Source organism: Lacticaseibacillus rhamnosus, assembly GCF_900636965.1.
Taxonomy (GTDB): Bacteria; Bacillota; Bacilli; order Lactobacillales; family Lactobacillaceae; genus Lacticaseibacillus; species Lacticaseibacillus rhamnosus.
On record NZ_LR134331.1, the window covers coordinates 1,901,319 to 1,919,115 of the forward strand.

The following is a 17,797-nucleotide window of genomic DNA, read 5'->3' on the forward strand; positions in this document are numbered from 1 at the left end:
TGATACTACGCCTGTAAGTCTGAATCAGGCGTAAATTTAATAGGAATTTCTAGATATCTCGATTATACTTCACTGAAGACGCATAATCAGCTTCTTACCCCTGTCTGGCTTATTGCTATACCAACTTGTGAATCTGCCGGTCATTTGATTCACTTACTTAAGGTTACGAAAGCTCAATCATTCACGAGAGTCGCATCGCTTTTGTCATTCTTTGGTATAATTAGAGGTGAAGGGGTTTTAATTGCTACAGATTGGAGGGTACGCGATGCTTTATGAGCAAACTTTTCTTGACCGCGCTGACTTGCAGAAGTTTCAAATGTTTTCGGCTATCAAGGACAGCACCGTCCAGACCTATACCATCAATACCCTCAGTCGCCACCTAGACCTTTCATATCAGCAAGGCTATAACATTTTACAGGAACTGTTTCGGGATATGGCTGGTTTAACGGTCCATCCGGAAAAGTTAAAGCGCCGTCAAATTAATCTTTTAATGGAAATTGATGTCACTGTCGACGATTATCATCTTTACCTGCTGAAACATGCTATCGCTTTTCAGTTTGTGGACTATATCGTGCAAGCCAATCACCCATCAACCGAAAAGTTTTGCCAAGCCCATTTTATCAGTCGCTCGACTTTGGTCCGTAAAACCGCTGCCTTACGCAAATTACTCAAACGATTTCAACTAAAACTTTCTTTTAGCGATTTAGGCTTTATTGGCCAGGAGAGCCGCATCCGGCTTTTCCTGTTTGACTTTTATTGGCTTGGCTATCATGGCGTCGATTGGCCGTTTAAGGTTCTGGATGAACATCAGATTGTGCAGGAATACATGGCCCTGCCGAACGCCAAAACGAATCCGGTTGATATTCTTGAAGAAATCCTTTTTTGGGCTATCTGCCGCGTCCGTATCAGCGGTAATCATTTTGTCACCGGTAATGAGGCATTTGATCGGATCTTTAACGACTATCCGCCTTTTCAACACGATGTTTATACACGTGAGATGTTCCCTGGTTTCAACCAGCGCTACATGAAGGGTGAAAATGACTTTTTTTATTTTCAGCAACATCGGACCATCACCTTCTTGCCAAGTATTCCGGACGATCAAAACTTCATCCAATATTTATTGCAGCGACCAACTGTCACGGCAGATTTTGTGAAACGCTTATTGGCTTTCTTAAATCAGCATGTCCGGCATCAAACCGCTTTTGATCTCAACAATGAACATGGGCTCATCCTCAACCTCGCACGTATCGCTTTGAATAATGAGATGCTCGGTGGGGACTTCATGCATTTGGTTGACTTCTATCAGCCGCGCGGATTGAATTACACGAAGACGAATCTATTCCGGGTCCTGGAAAAATTCGTGGCATCCTTGCCGAAAACTCCTGAATATCAGTATTTTTTGGGAACCGACCATCAATTCCTGCACACACTTTATTTCCTATTAACGCCTTATTTACGCTACTTTGTTGAAACGCCAACTGTACAGGTTAAATTGGCTTACCTGGATCACGACTTGTTGAACCGGCGCATGGTCAATCTTTTGACTGATTTACCGGTTGTTGATTTACTTCCAGAAGATGCAGCATTTGAAAAAGCTGATCTTGTCATCACCAGTGTGGACAATGAACCGGCTATTAAGGCAGCTGTTCCGGCCGATTTTCGCGGTGAAATCATTAGTTGGATGACTGAAGATAGTGACAATGCTATTTTCCAGCTCTACTTGCAGATTCGGCATTTATATCTTAAGAAAACCGATGCTTCCTTATCGGCTGACAACGATGAACGGTTATAAATCGTCACCGCATGATAACCAGTGACAATTTCAAATTAGCATCCTTTTGTGACCAATAAGGGTGCGTAATAAAAAACGACCTGAAAGATGACATTCATCCTTCAAGTCGTTTTTCATTTGTAAGCTTGTTATTTAGGATTAGGTTCATGTTCGCGATGCGGGGCTAGGTCGACTTTTTCAAGCGGGATCAGTTTGGTTTTATGCTTCACTTTATACCAGACAAATAACACAATAAAAAGCGGAATTGACATGTACGAAACCATTAACCGCCCCCAAGCAAAGTGCTGGACTGCCTGCAAATCCTGGCCCACGATGACGATCAGACTCATGATAATCGCCAGGATCGGGCCAACCGGGAACCACTTGGCATGATATTTGAGTTCGTGAACATCATGTCCCTGTTTCACGAAAGCCCGCCGAAACCGAAAATGCGAAACCGCGATCCCGAGCCAGGCCAGGAACCCGGTTAACCCTGAAGCCGCTACAAGCAGCTGGTAAACGTGTGGTCCCATAATACTGGTCAAGAAAGTTAATGCGCCGACTAAGGTTGTCAGCAACAACGCAGCAAGCGGGATGCCGCGGCTGTTCGTCTTTTGAAAAATCCGTGGTGCAAAGCCGGAGCCGCCCATCGCCCACAACATTCGCGTCGATGCATACATCCCTGAGTTAGCCGATGACAAAACCGAGGTCAAAATCACGGCATTCATGACACTTGCTGCGCCTGCAAGCCCAATGCGATCAAACACTAACGTAAACGGCGAAATCGCCACCTGATCCACGCTGGCCCCCAACAGATTCGGGCTAGTGTACGGAATAATCGCGGCAATCACGGCAATCGACAGGATATAAAACAGCAAAATACGCCAGAAAACCTGCTTAATCGCCTTAGGAATACTTGTTTCAGGCGTTTCGCTTTCGCCGGCCGTAATCCCGATCAACTCGGTTCCCTGAAAAGAAAAACCCGCAACAACAAAAACAGCCAAAGTTGCGGGGATACCACCCACAAACGGCGCCGCACCAGTTGTGTAATTTTTAAACCCAATGGGACCATGCCCACCCATGATCCCCATAATCGTCAGTAACCCGACAATTAAAAAGACAAACACCGTTACAACCTTAATCAACGACAACCAATATTCAGTTTCACCAAATGACTTGACCGAAATAATGTTAATCAGGAAAATCAGTGCCAAAAATCCCAGCGAAAACAGCCAGCCAGGTACTTTTGGCAGCCAAAAATGCATAACAATGGCAGTCGTCGAAACATCAACCGCAACGGTAATGGCCCAGTTAAACCAATAGTTCCACCCTAAAGCAAATCCGAACGCCGGATCGACAAACCGACTCGCATACTCGGAAAAAGAACCGGAAACCGGTACATACGTGGCCATTTCACCTAAACTAGTCATAAGAAAGAAAACCATGAGTCCGATTCCGATATAGGCTGCAATGGCTCCACCCGGTCCGGCAGTGGCAATGGCGCTGCCACTTGCAACAAAAAGACCGGTTCCGATACTACCGCCAAGAGCAATCATGGATAGATGCCGTGTCTTGAGCTCTCGTTTTACTTGATTGGATGCTGATTGTGCCACAGATGAACTCCTTTGTTAACGTGAATTGATTTTTGCTAAACAATGCCAGATTTTACTGTCGATATCTGGGGTGAGATTTTCGTGATTGGCTGGTTGTTGACAGCCAGTGGCGGGTTAAATGTAACGATGCGTTGGCCAAAGACTGGTGTTTATGGACGAAAAACTGCAACAAGGGCAGAAGCATTATTCTTTGGGCAATCCGTTAATTTTATTCTGCTTTCTATAACGCGTTCGCCAGCGCAGGGATCGGAGTGTAAGGACCTCGAACGCGATGGCCAAGGGCGGGCCATCACGCCCGAGGCCGCTTACACTCCGATCCCTAACCGCGCTGGCTCACGCTCACACAAAAAAAGCCAATGAGTCGGTCTGTTGTGACTAACCCATCGGCTTATTCTGCTTTTTACCATGAATAAACGTGATCCGATTTGTTAGCGCCCCGCGATAATCGCGACAGTCCAGTGGATGTTATCCAACTGGCCCAATATCGATTGGCTGAACTCAACCGGTATTTCGGCACCTTTCCCTTTAACAACTGCGCGCTTGGTGTTCAGACCATTGCAGCTGCGACTCATGATTGATGCGACCTCTAATCTCAATTACGACTCACCATATCATGTTCAACTGACAACAGCAACTCACTCTCACACAGCTTTAACTCAACTCTCAGCTTTAAGAATATCAGCAACCAAACTTGTTGTATCAAATTGTTGCTTCAAGAAAGGCTGATCATCTGTTGGCAAATGCAACTGGAAGTCGCTAAACTTTTGTAAAAACAGTTCGCCACTATCCAATTCGAAGCCAAGAATATGCCCACCCATACTATGATCAGCAGCCAGAAAATGGACATGGAAACCAGGTGAAACCGCACCTGCATAGAGATCCGGTGAAAAGTACCCAATTAAAGTGCCCTTGATATTCTCAGCATGAAATTCTTTTTGACCCGAGGCCGTTTCGGTCAAGGTCGGATAAGGCGGCTGTTGCGGCAGCACCGCTCGTGTATGCATTTGCGTAAACGTGCCTTCTACACGAACTGCTGCAAATAAATTACCGGTCTGCAGCCGCTCAAGAGTTGCTTTGTGAAACCCTGCCAAATCAAGCCCCTGAAGCTTACCAGCTGCAACGTCGTGTTGATAGTGAACGTTAGCAAAAGGAACCTTCTCGTCTTCTTGCACTTCTCGAACTTTGCCTTGGGCATTCACTTGATAAACCTTACCCGCCTGAATAATTAGCTCACCATCAAGCCCAGTCAAAGTTCCAATGCCAGTATCACCGTGCTGCAATAATTCCCCAACTGTCTGCGTCCCCGCAAAAAGCCCCGGAACCAGCATGGCTAATGTTCCATGTTGATACAACCGATCCGTATTCAAAACGACATCTCCTTTTTGAAGTGAGCGTGAACCGGCGCGTTTAGGGGTCGTAGTGTAAGCGGCCTCAGACGTGATGGCCGGGCTTTGGCCATTGTGGCTGAGGTCCTTACACGCAGACCCCTGCGCCGGTGAACGCGTTATGGTGAGCGTGAACCGGCGCGTTTAGGGGTCGTAGTGTAAACGGCCTCAGACGTGATGGCCGGGCTTTGGCCATTACGTCTGAGGTCCTTACACGCAGACCCCTGCGCTGGTGAACGCGTTATGGAGCGTGAACCGGCGCGCTTAGAAGTCGGAGTGTAAACAGACAATCTCACACTGAGCCACACGCCCCCACGTCAATCCAGTTAACGATTAATAGATCTGATCAGGCAACATCGCAGCGCCAAGTTCAGCGTTATCGGAATAGTCAACCGGAATGTCAACGATCACTGGACCTTGAGTCGCAAACGCCTCATCAAGCACGGTTCCAAGTTCGCTTGGCTTATCAACGCGCAAACCTTTGGCGCCAAAAGCTTCTGCATACTTCACAAAATCAACCGGTCCAAAGTCAACACCTGCTGCACGCCCGTATTTCATCTCTTCTTGGAATTTTACCATATCATAATGGCCATCATTCCAAATAATATGAACTAAATCCGCCTTGAGCCGCACGGCAGTTTCCAACTCCTGACCCGAGAAAAGAAAACCGCCATCACCGGATATTGAAACCGCCTTTTTTCCTGGACGAACCAAAGTTGCCGCGATCGCCCACGGTAGTGCCACACCCAATGTTTGCATACCATTCGAGAAAAGTAAGTGTCGTGGCTCATAACTACGGAAATGCCGTGCCATCCAGATGTAATGACTACCAACATCAACTGCCACAGTCATATCATCTGCGACCCGCTCCTGTAATGCAGCAACAATGCTTAGCGGATGAATCAGCTTTTGATCCGTCAAGGCTGGCGGTACGTCGCTGTCTTGTAATTTAGATTGTAATTCACTCAGATAATGTTTACTCTCCGGGGCCACCTGATAACCGCGCAGCAACGGAACCAAAATATCCAGTGTTTGTGAAATGTCACCAATCAATTCGGTTTCCGGTTGGAAGTTGTGATCAATTTCAGCAGGAACATCATCAATCACAATGATGCGTGCCTTGCCATCAGCATTCCAGTTACGAGGTTCGTATTCCACGGGATCATATCCAATTGCAATAACCAGATCGCTATGTTGCAACAACATGTCACCCGGCTGATTACGGAACAAACCGACCCGGCCAAAGAAATTATCGATTTGGCGATGCGAAATAATGCCGGCACCCTGGAATGTTTCGACAACCGGTAACTCGGTGACCGACAACAACTCGCGAATTTCAGCAGTCACATCGCTGGACGATGCACGCATACCCAACAGCAACACTGGTAATGAGGCTTCCTTAATCGCACGTGCCAAGTAAGTCATGTCACTAGGGCTGGCCGGTCCCAACTTTGGTGCCACTAACGGTTTGATCGGTTCGGAATTGACCGGTGAATCGGTCACATCTTGGGGAATTGACACAAAACTTGCGCCCTGCTTGCCTGATTCCGCCGCCTGATAAGCATTGGCAATAATCTCACTAACATTGTCCGGATCCTGAACTTCAGCCGCATATTTTGTGATCGGCGCAAAAAGATCCGCATTCCGCATACTTTGATGGGAGCTACGTAACAAATCTGCTCGCTTAACCTGTCCGGACAATGCCAAAACCGGATCGCCTTCAGCAGTAGCTGTAACAAGGCCGGTTGCCAGGTTCGAAGCGCCAGGTCCTGAAGTCGTCAAGACAACGCCGGGCTTACCAGTCAAACGGCCAATACCGGCTGCCATAAAGGCTGCATTTTGCTCGTGTCGGGCGACAATTAATTGCGGACTTTTTTTAGTTTTGGGATGTTCTAGGGTTTCAAAAACCCGATCGATTTTGGCGCCGGGAATTCCAAAAACATAATCAATCCCGTGATTTGCCAAACTTTCGACAATTAAATCTGCGCCATAACGCTTCTCTTCAGCCATTTCGCCACTTCCTCATTATTGATGTGTTTCATAATACGCTTTTTGTGTTCCGTTTCAACCCCTATTTTAACTGAAAAACACCGATTAAACAGAGAGGTTCTGTTGCAGTATTTTCATAAATCTGTTACATTTTCGGACAACTCAAGCTTATAGATCATGTTTAATCTTTCCAATATAAGTTTAACTGATTTAGTAGGAACATCGTTAAAGGAAGCTCACGCCAAACTAAAATCGACCGCAAGACAACTTGTCTTTGCGGTCGATTTTACTTAGTTTCTATACTGTTTCAAGATACTGCGGCATCATTTTGCCGGCTACCAGTCTATTGTAAGGAACGACTGATTTTACCGATACCGGTTTTCGGATCAGTCAGTTTCAGGTTAAATCCAAATTTTGTGAAAATATGCCGTAACTTGGCTAAATTAACTTTGTCAAAGGAGCTAATCGTGCCATCCACGAGCGCAACGTCAGCCTTCATCGCCAAATTCAGAAAAGCTTTCAGTGCCAACTGTGCGAGGCCAAGGTTCTCAAAATCGTAAAAAGCCAAGCGACTTTCGGAACCCAGCGTCTCTAAAACCGTAATATGCATCACGTTGTCCCAGCGATTCGTTTCAAATAAGAGCTGTGCCTGATAATCTGCTTTCGAATGGCCATATTTGTCAACATTTTCAAACGGTGTGTAGACGTAAATCGAGTTGGTTTTTTGTTTCTGTTCATCGGCTTTAAAATCGGTGAAGACAATATATTGGCGCACGTCATTTTGATCCGATTCTTGCGGTTGATTCATGCTTGATAGCACTGTCAATTGCGGATCAGCTTCGATTGCTGCAAGCCGCTTATGATAGGCCTGTTCATACTCTGTTTGCACAGTCATTTTGAAACCTCCAGACTAATACTCGTTTTCATTATAACATTTTTCAATTCGTTGCCTATATAAAAGAGAAAAGCCGGATTGAATTCACCCGGTTTTCAAAAAAATATTAAAGTAAATCCTCATTTTCAAACTGATTCGGTAACAATCTAAAATATTGTTCATCGCGGGGATGGTCGCCACTCAATCCCCGTGGCAGCGGCACTTCGAATTGAAATGTAAAGCCTAAACGTTTCAACAAGTGAATTGAAGCATGATTGCTAGGAAAAACACCTGCCCAAATAGCCTTAATATCATGGGCAAATTGATTTGCAATGACCAGTTGCAGTCCCTCACGCATCAAACCTCGATGCCAATAAGCCGGATGAAGGATATAGCCAATTTCACGCGTCATATCATCCCCTGTCAATGGCGACAACTCGCGCGGATAAACGCCGATGTTGCCAATCACATGCAACTGATAAACAAGCGCCAAGTCCTGACGCTCACGGGCAAACCGTTTAACGTGATTAGCCGCCTCCTGACGGGTCATCAAAGGCGCCATCCCCGCCGCCCGCGTGACTTGTTCTAGTCTGGCATAAGCAAAATAATCATCAATATCTGATGCAGCGAAAGGACGAACCGTCACTCGCGGACCTTTCAAAATGACACCTCCTAAAAAAAGTAAGCGCGAACCGGCGCGGTTAGAAACCGGAACATAAGTGGCCTTGGGCGTGATGGCCCGCTCTTGGCCATTGCGACCATGGTCCTTACACGCAGATCCCTGCGCCGGTGAGCGCGTTATGGGCGTAAGCCAGAACTCAAGCGGCCTTAAGCGTGATGGCCCGATCTTGGCCATTGCGCTTAAGGTCCTTACACTCCGACTTCTGCGCCGGTGAGCGCGTTATGGGCATAAGCCAGAACATAAGCGGCCTTAGGCGTAATGGCCGGGCTTTGGCCATTGCGTCTGAGGTCCTTACACGCAGACTTCTGCGCCGGTGAGCGCGTTATGGGCGTAAGCCAGAACTCAAGCGGCCTTGGGCGTAATGGCCAGGCTTTGGCCATTGCGCTTAAGGTCCTTACACGCAGACTTCTGCGCCGGTGAGCGCGTTATGAACCAGCGCACCTATATCCAAACGACCAAGACATCCAATATTCACTCATAACCCCTAAATCCGCACATATAAATTGCGGCCTGTGAAAATACATTAACCTTGTCTCATCAACTGACAAAATTTTTCCATTTTTTGAGACAAAAATATTTCCAGTAGCAAATTTTCTCGCGATTGCGGCACACGAAACTATTTATCTTTTCATATTATCAAGTATCTTCCACGGTATGACAAGCTTCAGCTAATTGGACATCGAACTTAGCCTAAGCATTTGACGACTGATTATTTGTTCTTATCGGTAAAATAAAGTCGTTCAAATAACCCCTTGAGAAAGGTGCGTGACATCATGCCGGCAAGCACTACTGTTAGTCGAAAGTTCGCCAACTTGCAGGAACACATTGATCTCGCGGCGAGGTCACCTGCCATCACCTCACAAACATATATGGTAATTTTTCCAACATACTGAGGACTTTTAAGTAACAACCGATCTACTAGCCAAAGTTAACCACGTCTGATAATCAGTAATGGCAGCCGATTCCGTTCTCAACGAACAGCTGCCCTACATACCGACAGGCGAAAGGTGACGACAATTATGAAAAAGATAATGAGTCTCATTTTGGTTCTTTTATTTAGCATGCTCTTTATTTGGCCATTGACCGTGACAACCGCAGCCATTTCACCAACATTCACGGTTACGCCGGTCCTGCCTAATAATCAGCGTCAGTCGGTTACCGGTTACTTTGACTTACAAGTTAGCCCGGGCCAACAAGAAGATTTACAGCTCCGGATCGCTAATCAAAGTGACCAGACTCAAACCTACCGTATTGCAGTCAATCCGGCATATACGACCAATAGCGGGGTCATTGCCTTTGATCAAAGCCAACCACCGCTTGATCAAAACGCCATTCGTCTGAGCACCTTAATTAAAGGACCAAGAACGGTTACTGTTGCAGCCAATTCCGAGCAAACCGTAACGTATCAGTTGCAAGCTCCGGCTGAGCATTTTATCGGGATTATCGCAGGCGGCTTTTATGTCCTGCAAGAAGGCGCCACATCAAGTCGTGCTTCCAGCAACGGGGTTCAATTCACAAACCGCTTTGCAATCGGCATTACGACCATTTTGCGGCAAGATCTTACCACGCCGAATCCACCATTGCTTGATATAACCAAAGCCAGCATCGGCACCAACAACCACACACCGGTCGTCAAGGCGCGGCTGCATAACCCTTCAAGTAATCAATTCGGTGAAATTGCAACAGATTATATTTTGGTTAAACCCGGTAGCCAAAAGCCGCTACTGACAGGTCATTTTACGGGGTTAGCGGTTGCACCGCATTCCTTTTTTACCCAAAGTATGCCTTTGAATGAGACCAAGTTGGCTGCAGGTACCTACACGCTCAAATGGACGGCAAAATCGGGATCTTACACTTGGTCCAAACAAGTCAACTTTCGCTACAACGGCCAATTACCGATCAGTGTGACTGCTTCCCGACCACGATCACCAAGCGATGCGGATGATCATGGCCTGCTTCCTTGGATAATTGCCGGCATCACTTCCGCTTTGCTAATCATTGTTCTCGGTCTATGGCGCTGGAACGTGGTACACCATCGGCAAAATCAGTAGAAAAGCGTGCCAGCATTGACAGTTTGACTTATGATAAAGGTAGCGCGAAACCAAATGATTATGAAACGCCTTGGAAAATGTAAATCCTTCTCACGGTGTCATCTATTTGGTGCGCATTTTGATCGTACGGTCATGGCTGGAAATAGACGTTGCGTGTGCTAAGTGCTGCCAAGTTCAAAGCTTTGCAAGGCTAGATCGTTTGTGGGCATCGGTCAGCATGAAGGACCACTTGCCTGCATTCATCACAACACGTTTGCCAGCCGCGAAGCCTGCGTGTAAGGAGGAGTTTTGATGTCGAATAAACGTGTACTTGGCAATGAGTTTCAAACTGCCTATGAAAATGCCGGTGGAACTGATATTCTGAAATTTTTAGCAGATGTTAAGCAGGCTTATCGTTGCATTAGCGACTTAACCGCTCGAATGACAGCGATGCCTGACTCTGTTAAAAGTGAGTCGGTTCCGCAACTATTAGTCCAACAATTAGATCAGACCACCTTTGCTGAAAGTTCGGTTCGTAAATGGGAAGACGATTTACGGCGTTTTGTTGCTTATCTGACACCGCTAGAACCTCCGATTGCAATTCTTGACAGTTGGGATACCCTGAATGATTTCTTGGAAGCTAACCAAGCATTACTGAGTTCACTGCAAAACGTGCCATTGCTACATGAAGACACACAAGATGTTAAAACTTCAACGCAACTTCTCGTTTACCCGGCTGAACCCCTCTTTCAAGTCGTTCAGGCCGATACTGGCGAAAGTGATGCCATTGACCTGCCTGGCTTAACCACGGCTGATCCTGATGGCGTTGCGGAAATTGCACGAACCCATGGCGTCACGCCCTTTGCTGCCTTTAACGTCCAGCCTTGATTTTAGTCTGTCAATCCTGTATGCTTGACAGGTTAAATTATGAAAAAGCGAGGTGCTAAAAGATGCGGAACAACATCATCTTAGGTAACAATGAAACCGGCGAACGTATCTATTTAACTTCCAAAAACAAGCGTAACACGCCTGATCGTTTGCAACTCAAGAAGTATTCACCAAAGTTGCGTAAACGCGTGGTCTTCACCGAAGTTAAATAATCTGATCGCAGTTCATCAGCCAATATCGCATTCTGTCAGTTTTTTACTGATAGAACGCGATATTTTTTTGCTTTTTGTACCTGATCGGTGAGAACGACCATATTGAAAGCTGTTGTATAGTGCCAAATAAGCCCTAACCTGAAAACAGCGGTTGTGGGGCTTGCTTTTGTCAATAATCATAGAAGATGAGTCGCACTTATGACAATCAGGATCGGTTGCTACTGATTAAAAGGTTCATAAAGTCATCAGGAATCGGTAAATCAGCCTGAATTCTTTTTTCAGAAAATGGGTCCACAAAACTTAAACGGGTCGCTTGTAATGCCTGATGATCAATGAGCGGACTCGCTTGGCCATAAAGTGAATCACCGATTAAGGGATGGCCAAGGCTGGCAAAGTGTACTCGAATCTGGTGGGTGCGACCGGTTAATAATTGCACTTCGACCAAGGTGTTGACCGCTTCTTTCAGCACTTGATACTTCGTGATGGCCGATTGTCCGTTTTCCGTAACCATCCGATGAATGCCATCCGGTCCCAGACCAATGGGTGCTTCAATTGTCTCGGTAGCATGACTGAGGTGCCCGGCAACCACAGCCAGATATTCTTTTTTCAAGGTCGCATGATGAGCCTGGTCAAACCGCCCTTGTGCATACGGGTGTTTCGCGGCTAAAACCAATCCAACTGTATCGCGATCCAGGCGCGTGATAATCGCGGGTTGCGGTTCGGTTACCTTTTGCTGCTGCAGGTACCAGACGATGCGATTCAACAAACTGTGATGAGGATCATGAGGGCCGGGAACGCTGGTTAAATGAGCCGGTTTATTGATAATCAGCCAGTTTTGATCTTCATACAGAACATCGAGCGAGGCTTTTTCCGGTGTCACCGTCATCGTCGTTGGGATGGCGAAGCGCACCGTCTGCCCAGCCTGAATCGCAGTATTGCCAGTGCGATGACCATCCAGCCACAATAAATGGTTCGCTAACATTTTCTTGAATAATCTGTGGCTAACACCTTGTTTGGCTAACCAGCGCTTAATTGTGGTTGCCGTTGTCACCTTTGAATCAAACGTATATCGCATGCTTTTCCTTTCGCCATCCCAATAATCTGATGTTTCAAAACCGAACAAAAATATGTAAAGATTTGCATTTAAACGGCTTTTGGGACTATGGTTAGAATATGGTTAATGTATAAGAATAAGGAGGAACAGGCAAATATGCAAGTGGAAAAAGACGTGATCTATGATGAGGCCCATGATTTACCCGTTGATATTTACGTACCGGACGCGGCTAATGGCGGTGCCGTCATATACGCACACGGTGGCGGCTGGTTCCGTGGCGATAAAGAAAATGAAAGCGATTTGGGCCAATATCTTGCGGACGCCGGCTATCTGGTGGCTATTCCCAATTTTCGGCTAGCTCCTAAGTATCTATATCCGACCGCCCAAAACGACTTTGATCATTTTATAAACTGGCTACTTGCCTCTCCTTATGAATTTGATCGCGAACGAGTAGGCTTGTTAGGCGCCAGCTCGGGAGGCACAATGGTGTTGCAAAATAGTCTGACCACTGGCTACCCAGTTGTGGCATGGTCGCCCGTAGTTGATTTTGCCAACTGGGTGCAGAAGAATCAAATGGTAAAAGCATCGGTTGACGCAAAGAACGAACTGGGCCTGACCGAAATTCATGAAATCCATGACGCTTTTTATAAATACTTTATTCAGACATATCTGGGCGGGTTGGATCCGCGCTTACTAACCGCCGTCAACCCAACCAATCATTTAACTGATCAACTTGGGCCAACCTTATTGTTCAACTCGGCAGATGAATTAATGCCATTACCAAGTGCCCTGCATTTTGTCCAGCAAGCTGCCATGTTTGGTCGGGACATTTCCATCCACGTGGTACCCGGCGTTGGCCATGCACGTGATTATACCAGTTTTGCCTTACCTGAAACAAAACGCTTCTTCGATCACCATCTTTTTGCAAGTTTTGAAGACAAGGCGCTGAATAAAGCAACCGATTAGTCTTGACGTCATTTTAAAAGCGCCGCGAATGCCAGTAAAAGTTGGCTTTCGCGGCGCCTTTTTTGATCGCTCCAAAAGATAAGTCTATGTGGTATGCGCATCACTTACGGCCGGAGAATTAATGGTGTGGTGGCGCCGGGTGCAACCCATTCAACGCCGCCGGTCACTGGTACTAAGTAAATCGCGTCTGCTTCGATATCGGTTGGTGTAAGAACATAACCATTACCGTTTGATGTCGCCGTGTAGCGAGACGTCTTCGAAACACCATTTTGGGAAATGGTCATCTGAGTTGCCGTAATGGTCAATGATACATGTTCGTTATGCCACGTGCCAACATAAAATGGCGCTTGAACCGTGGGCTGACTTGCCGTTTGGGTCGTTGTTGTTGCTGCAGCATCACTGGTTGTGGCAGCAGCATCAGTCTCTGTGGTTGCTGAACTTGCCGTCGTCTTTTCGGTTGTCGTTGCAGGGGTCTTAACGGTTACGGTAGCGCCGGACTCATACGTGCTGGTCGTTTGAGCTGTACTTGATGCTGAGTTTGACGATGCCTGTGACTTGCTCGTTGCTTTCGGCTGATTTGTTGTTTTTTTCGTGACTGTTTTTACCGTTGTGGTTTTCACATCGCTTTTAGCACTGACATGTTGTTGATATAAAGCGGCACCGGAAACGCCGCTAAGTGCTAAGAATGCCGTTGCAATCATCATCCATTTTTTCATGTCAATCACTCCCACTCAGAAGTTGTCGCTTGTCGGATCGTTTCAACAATTTCAGACTAACATGCGGCAAGCAGAAATGTTACAAAATGATTTCAAATCAAGAAAATCTTAAGACTTATCAAGATTTTTGCTGTCATCGTTTTGTAACATTCAACTAAACATAACCTTTTTCTTGAAACGGCAAACATGTGTTCGTAAACTGGTCCTTGAGGTGAGATTGATGACTTACGAAGAAAAAATCGGTAAGCAAAAGTTTGCTGCTTTGGTGGCTGATTTTTTTGCTAATCGTTACATTGATCGCGGGATGCGCAAGTGGCAAGGCTATTACCTCTCCGACCACACCGCCGCGTTAAAAAAACAGGCGCAGACCGAGCATCTGACTTATCCGCCGCTTTCGTTACAAGATCAGGCTTACATTCGGATGATCTTGCTTCGAGCATACGCTGAGGGCCAATCCGTAACCATTCAGCTCGATTTGCAAACACCGGATGGCCAGATGCTGCCGCCGATCACCGGTAAAGTCGGTGGTGTAACCGATAGCGATGTCGTCCATGTCGGCGACCAGAACATCAGTATCCGCATGATTCGCCACATCGATCTGATTCCGTTTCCTGTTTAATCCAGAGCGTGTGCCTCGAAAAATAGTTGAGGCAAAATTTCCCTCAAAAATATGATAATTGTTAAATTTCAAATATTTTAATGGCACGAGTTGCTAAAATAGTTACGCGCCATGCCAAACTCCGCAATCTCCGGCCAGATGAAGCTAGAGCGGAGACGGCGCTTGGAGCCTGCAGCCAAGCAGTCTCCAAGCCGCCTAACAACATCAGCGGCAAAAACCGGTCGCTGTGTTATTTCCACAGCTGATCCCCATCTGGCCTACGATTGCTCCGCTTTGGCACTGGAATCATTAAAATTCAGCCTCACTAAAAAAGGATCCAATCTGCTGCTGTTTGGAATTTGTTTTCAATATCTTGTGCTTTGCCTTCTAGGTCAAAAAGGAGAGTCCGCTGCTCTAGCGTAAGGTTATAATTATGCTCTAACATTTCATCTCTAATAAGACGACTTATTGGCCGCACTTGTGCTGAAATATCAATAGCTGCTGTTTTGTTACTAGCAAGTTTACCGATCGTTTGTCTTATATTCGAGACAACTTTTTGGGATATCCCATCTGGTTGCTTCTCAAAAAGATGTTGTAATTCCAGCATTTTAGCAATAACGACTTGCTTTTCATTCATTTTGAATCACTCCTTAATCCAGATAATATCATTATAACAAGTGTTATGAAAACACTTTCTTTTATTTTTGTTGAAAATATAGTATCCATCATAGTATAATAACAGCGCTATCAAAAAACTTTAGGGGATGGATTATTTGGGAAAAGACAGCTTGGCAGTTCTGGATGTAGGGGAATTGGAGCAAATCGTTGGTGGTGATTCTTATAATCCAGGGACTTTAAACTGGGTTAACGGAATGGGAAAAGTCCCTCCTTATCAACGCGGGCCGAGAACTCCTTTCGATGATAAGTTTGAAAAATGCTTGAACAATTCATGGACAAGAAACCGCGGTCCATATAATTGCTTCCAGTAATTTTGTTGTGATCGATCAGTTACAAGGCAAAAAGCTCAAGAGCAAGTCGAGGCACTTGCTCTTGAGCTTTTTTCTGTCTTAACTTTACGATTAATTTGTGCCGCATCTAAACTGCCACAAGAATTTGACCCAATTTTGATGTCCGTCAAAGAAGTCGCTTGAACTATATTCTTCTTCAAACCTTAATTCTACCGGAAGTTTGACCGAATTGAAAGCGATTAACTTCAAGCGGCACAAGGACTGCATGAGCCTTATAACTTATAATTCCTTATATCTCAACAAAAAATCAAAGGGCGTAGTATTTTTCATTGAACTCGAAAAATAGTACACCTTTATTCCAAAGATTCAAGTTATAGCTCAACTTCTCCACCTTAAAGCGTTTCAACTAGTCTGGTTGGGAATTAGTTGTTGCCAAGCTCGTCAGCGCATCAAAAAAGTAAGCTAGACTCAGATAATCGGCCGTACCACCCGGACTAAGATTAAACGTGATCATCTCAGCATTTAACTGACGCAAGGCATGGGGCAAGTGTGAATCCGGGACATGCAACAATGTTTTAGCCGCATCTTGCACGAATCGTAATCCCTTTGGCCCGCCGCGATGGAGGACATTGGCATCTTCAACTTGCGCCATCAAGTGCACCATTAATCGTAAATAGCGCATATCCCCGCGTCTGGCAGTCTTGCGTAAATATGGCAAGATCACATGCCGGATAGTCGGATAACCGGCCAAAGCCTCACCTCGAACCCCAGTAACGCCGTGTTTGACATATAACGCTTCGCCATGGCTCCAGCGGGCTTTTTTCTCCAAATCCCGAAAATCACCAGCCACACCTTGCGTCACTTGAGCCACAGTCGGGAATAGCGGCGCAAAGTCAGCGGTGACTATTTGCTGCAGGGATTGTTGCTGCATGAGCCAGCCCAATGCACCCAATAAAAAACCAAAGGAGAAGTTAGCCCCTCGATGCGTATTAACACCAGCAGTAGCGGCGAGCATGGCATTTTCTGCTGCAATCCCAATGGCGCGTAATTGGCGATAAAGATCAGGTACCGTTTTAGCAACGACGCCGGCATGAAAATATTGCTGAAAATAAGGCGTCAAAGCTTCAATGCTAGCTGCAAAGGTCGTCACATCCATGTCGCGGTGTGCACCATTTGATTCAGGGTCGACCAAGCCGGGTTTAGGCGCCAACTGAACTTCTGCTTGTAAACTGGTAACTGCCGCTTGTGCAATTGCTTGTTCATTCAATATGTTTTGCCTTCATAACTTTCAGAATATAGTGCAGGGAATGCTCTAAGTGCTCGCGCGTAATGAGCTTAATTTGATCGTCATCTTGATTCAACATCCCCCGATAAAGCAGCCAATGTTCCTGAATGGCAAGATTGCGCCGATCATCGCCATTAATACTGATATCACGAAAATAAATCAAATAATTCTGCAGCTGGTTGACGATCATTTTCAGCCGCAACATATGACTGGCATCATAAATAAAATTATTGAATTCAGTAAACTTAGCCATCACTTCGGCAACACGACCGGCTGCGTTCAAACGATCCGTTTCTTCCAAAAGAGTCCGCATCTGATTGAATTGCTCAGGGGTCATCAGACGCATGGCCTTACGCGTGGCCAACACATCCAATTCCTTGCGAATGTCAAAAATTTCATAGGCATCGTTAATTGAAATACCTTTGACAAGTACACCAACACCCGTTTTGCGTTCAACCAGATCTTCTTCATCCAAACGCTCAAGTGCATAGCGAATTGGCGTTCTGCTGATATTTAGATTTTCGGAAAGATTCTTCTCGTTAATCCGCTCACCGCTGGGTATTTCGCCCAAAAGGATCGTCTTGCGCAGCGCTTCGTAAATCGCTTCTTTAATTGGCCGGTTCTGTGATAAATCCAAATTTTTCTTAACCGCTGACACCACTTGATTCATCGATTGTCCCCCCTCACCTAACCCAATATTATACCTTAACGTGTCTCACCACTTAAAACATGCTGGCTCACGCTCACTTAAAAAGCTGCCGACAAA

Annotated in this window: 16 protein-coding genes and 1 riboswitch; of the genes, 6 read left to right on the forward strand and 10 right to left on the reverse strand. The window is 45.9% G+C overall.

From position 1 onward, the window contains the following. Window positions 1-265 precede the first annotated feature (265 nt). A complete protein-coding gene (locus tag EL173_RS09670) occupies window positions 266-1,792 on the forward strand; it encodes a helix-turn-helix domain-containing protein (protein ID WP_005693027.1) in 1,527 nt (508 codons plus the stop codon). 128 nt (window positions 1,793-1,920) lie between these two features. Here the strand turns inward: EL173_RS09670 and EL173_RS09675 are convergent, their stop codons facing one another. The 5 genes from EL173_RS09675 to EL173_RS09700 all read right to left on the reverse strand — a co-directional run bounded on the left by EL173_RS09675 (window position 1,921) and on the right by EL173_RS09700 (window position 8,296). Continuing rightward, a complete protein-coding gene (locus tag EL173_RS09675) occupies window positions 1,921-3,384 on the reverse strand; it encodes an amino acid permease (protein ID WP_014571418.1) in 1,464 nt (487 codons plus the stop codon). A 421-nt stretch (window positions 3,385-3,805) separates the two neighbouring features. After that, window positions 3,806-3,981: riboswitch (Lysine riboswitch) on the reverse strand. A 59-nt stretch (window positions 3,982-4,040) separates the two neighbouring features. Next, complete coding sequence (gene budA / locus EL173_RS09685; protein ID WP_005714610.1) at window positions 4,041-4,751, reverse strand: acetolactate decarboxylase; 711 nt, start codon at window positions 4,749-4,751, stop codon at window positions 4,041-4,043. A gap of 351 nt (window positions 4,752-5,102) precedes the next feature. Continuing rightward, window positions 5,103-6,779: an acetolactate synthase AlsS gene (gene alsS, locus EL173_RS09690; RefSeq protein WP_005686061.1), complete on the reverse strand. Its 1,677-nt coding sequence runs from the start codon at window positions 6,777-6,779 to the stop codon at window positions 5,103-5,105. Window positions 6,780-7,101: 322 nt separating this feature from the next. Then, the gene (locus EL173_RS09695; RefSeq protein ID WP_005686059.1) at window positions 7,102-7,653 is read right to left on the reverse strand and encodes a hypothetical protein; all 552 of its coding nucleotides are present in this window, start codon (window positions 7,651-7,653) and stop codon (window positions 7,102-7,104) included. A 106-nt stretch (window positions 7,654-7,759) separates the two neighbouring features. After that, the gene (locus EL173_RS09700; RefSeq protein ID WP_024305651.1) at window positions 7,760-8,296 is read right to left on the reverse strand and encodes a GNAT family N-acetyltransferase; all 537 of its coding nucleotides are present in this window, start codon (window positions 8,294-8,296) and stop codon (window positions 7,760-7,762) included. A 1,037-nt stretch (window positions 8,297-9,333) separates the two neighbouring features. Between EL173_RS09700 and EL173_RS09710 the strand changes: the two genes are divergently transcribed. The 3 genes from EL173_RS09710 to rpmG all read left to right on the forward strand — a co-directional run bounded on the left by EL173_RS09710 (window position 9,334) and on the right by rpmG (window position 11,444). Continuing rightward, window positions 9,334-10,365 carry a DUF916 domain-containing protein gene (locus EL173_RS09710; protein WP_005693009.1) on the forward strand — a complete coding sequence of 344 codons (1,032 nt, stop codon included), beginning with the start codon at window positions 9,334-9,336 and terminating at the stop codon, window positions 10,363-10,365. A gap of 291 nt (window positions 10,366-10,656) precedes the next feature. Next, the gene (locus EL173_RS09715) at window positions 10,657-11,232 is read left to right on the forward strand and encodes a hypothetical protein (RefSeq protein WP_005693007.1); all 576 of its coding nucleotides are present in this window, start codon (window positions 10,657-10,659) and stop codon (window positions 11,230-11,232) included. Window positions 11,233-11,294: 62 nt separating this feature from the next. Continuing rightward, window positions 11,295-11,444: a 50S ribosomal protein L33 gene (gene rpmG / locus EL173_RS09720; protein WP_003566154.1), complete on the forward strand. Its 150-nt coding sequence runs from the start codon at window positions 11,295-11,297 to the stop codon at window positions 11,442-11,444. 205 nt (window positions 11,445-11,649) lie between these two features. On the opposite strand, the gene EL173_RS09725 is transcribed toward rpmG, so the two are convergent. Then, on the reverse strand, window positions 11,650-12,519 hold the full coding sequence (locus EL173_RS09725) for an RluA family pseudouridine synthase (RefSeq protein ID WP_005693005.1): 870 nt from the start codon (window positions 12,517-12,519) through the stop codon (window positions 11,650-11,652). Window positions 12,520-12,654: 135 nt separating this feature from the next. On the opposite strand from EL173_RS09725, the gene EL173_RS09730 reads away from it, so the two are divergent. Further along, the gene (locus EL173_RS09730) at window positions 12,655-13,464 is read left to right on the forward strand and encodes an alpha/beta hydrolase (RefSeq protein ID WP_014571420.1); all 810 of its coding nucleotides are present in this window, start codon (window positions 12,655-12,657) and stop codon (window positions 13,462-13,464) included. Between the two features lie 104 nt (window positions 13,465-13,568). Here the strand turns inward: EL173_RS09730 and EL173_RS09735 are convergent, their stop codons facing one another. After that, entirely contained in the window at window positions 13,569-14,180 is a 612-nt protein-coding gene (locus EL173_RS09735) for a hypothetical protein (RefSeq protein WP_015764553.1), read from the reverse strand. A gap of 220 nt (window positions 14,181-14,400) precedes the next feature. On the opposite strand from EL173_RS09735, the gene EL173_RS09740 reads away from it, so the two are divergent. Beyond that, the gene (locus EL173_RS09740; protein WP_005693002.1) at window positions 14,401-14,799 is read left to right on the forward strand and encodes a hypothetical protein; all 399 of its coding nucleotides are present in this window, start codon (window positions 14,401-14,403) and stop codon (window positions 14,797-14,799) included. A gap of 304 nt (window positions 14,800-15,103) precedes the next feature. On the opposite strand, the gene EL173_RS09745 is transcribed toward EL173_RS09740, so the two are convergent. The 3 genes from EL173_RS09745 to EL173_RS09760 all read right to left on the reverse strand — a co-directional run bounded on the left by EL173_RS09745 (window position 15,104) and on the right by EL173_RS09760 (window position 17,701). Then, window positions 15,104-15,415, reverse strand: a complete 312-nt coding sequence (locus EL173_RS09745; RefSeq protein WP_005693001.1) for a hypothetical protein — start codon at window positions 15,413-15,415, stop codon at window positions 15,104-15,106. Between the two features lie 737 nt (window positions 15,416-16,152). Then, window positions 16,153-17,013 carry a triphosphoribosyl-dephospho-CoA synthase CitG gene (gene citG / locus EL173_RS09755; protein WP_005693000.1) on the reverse strand — a complete coding sequence of 287 codons (861 nt, stop codon included), beginning with the start codon at window positions 17,011-17,013 and terminating at the stop codon, window positions 16,153-16,155. Continuing rightward, window positions 17,006-17,701, reverse strand: coding sequence for a GntR family transcriptional regulator (locus EL173_RS09760; RefSeq protein ID WP_005686034.1), 696 nt, complete (start codon window positions 17,699-17,701; stop codon window positions 17,006-17,008). The genes citG and EL173_RS09760 overlap by 8 nt, the downstream gene beginning before the upstream one ends. Window positions 17,702-17,797 lie beyond the last annotated feature (96 nt).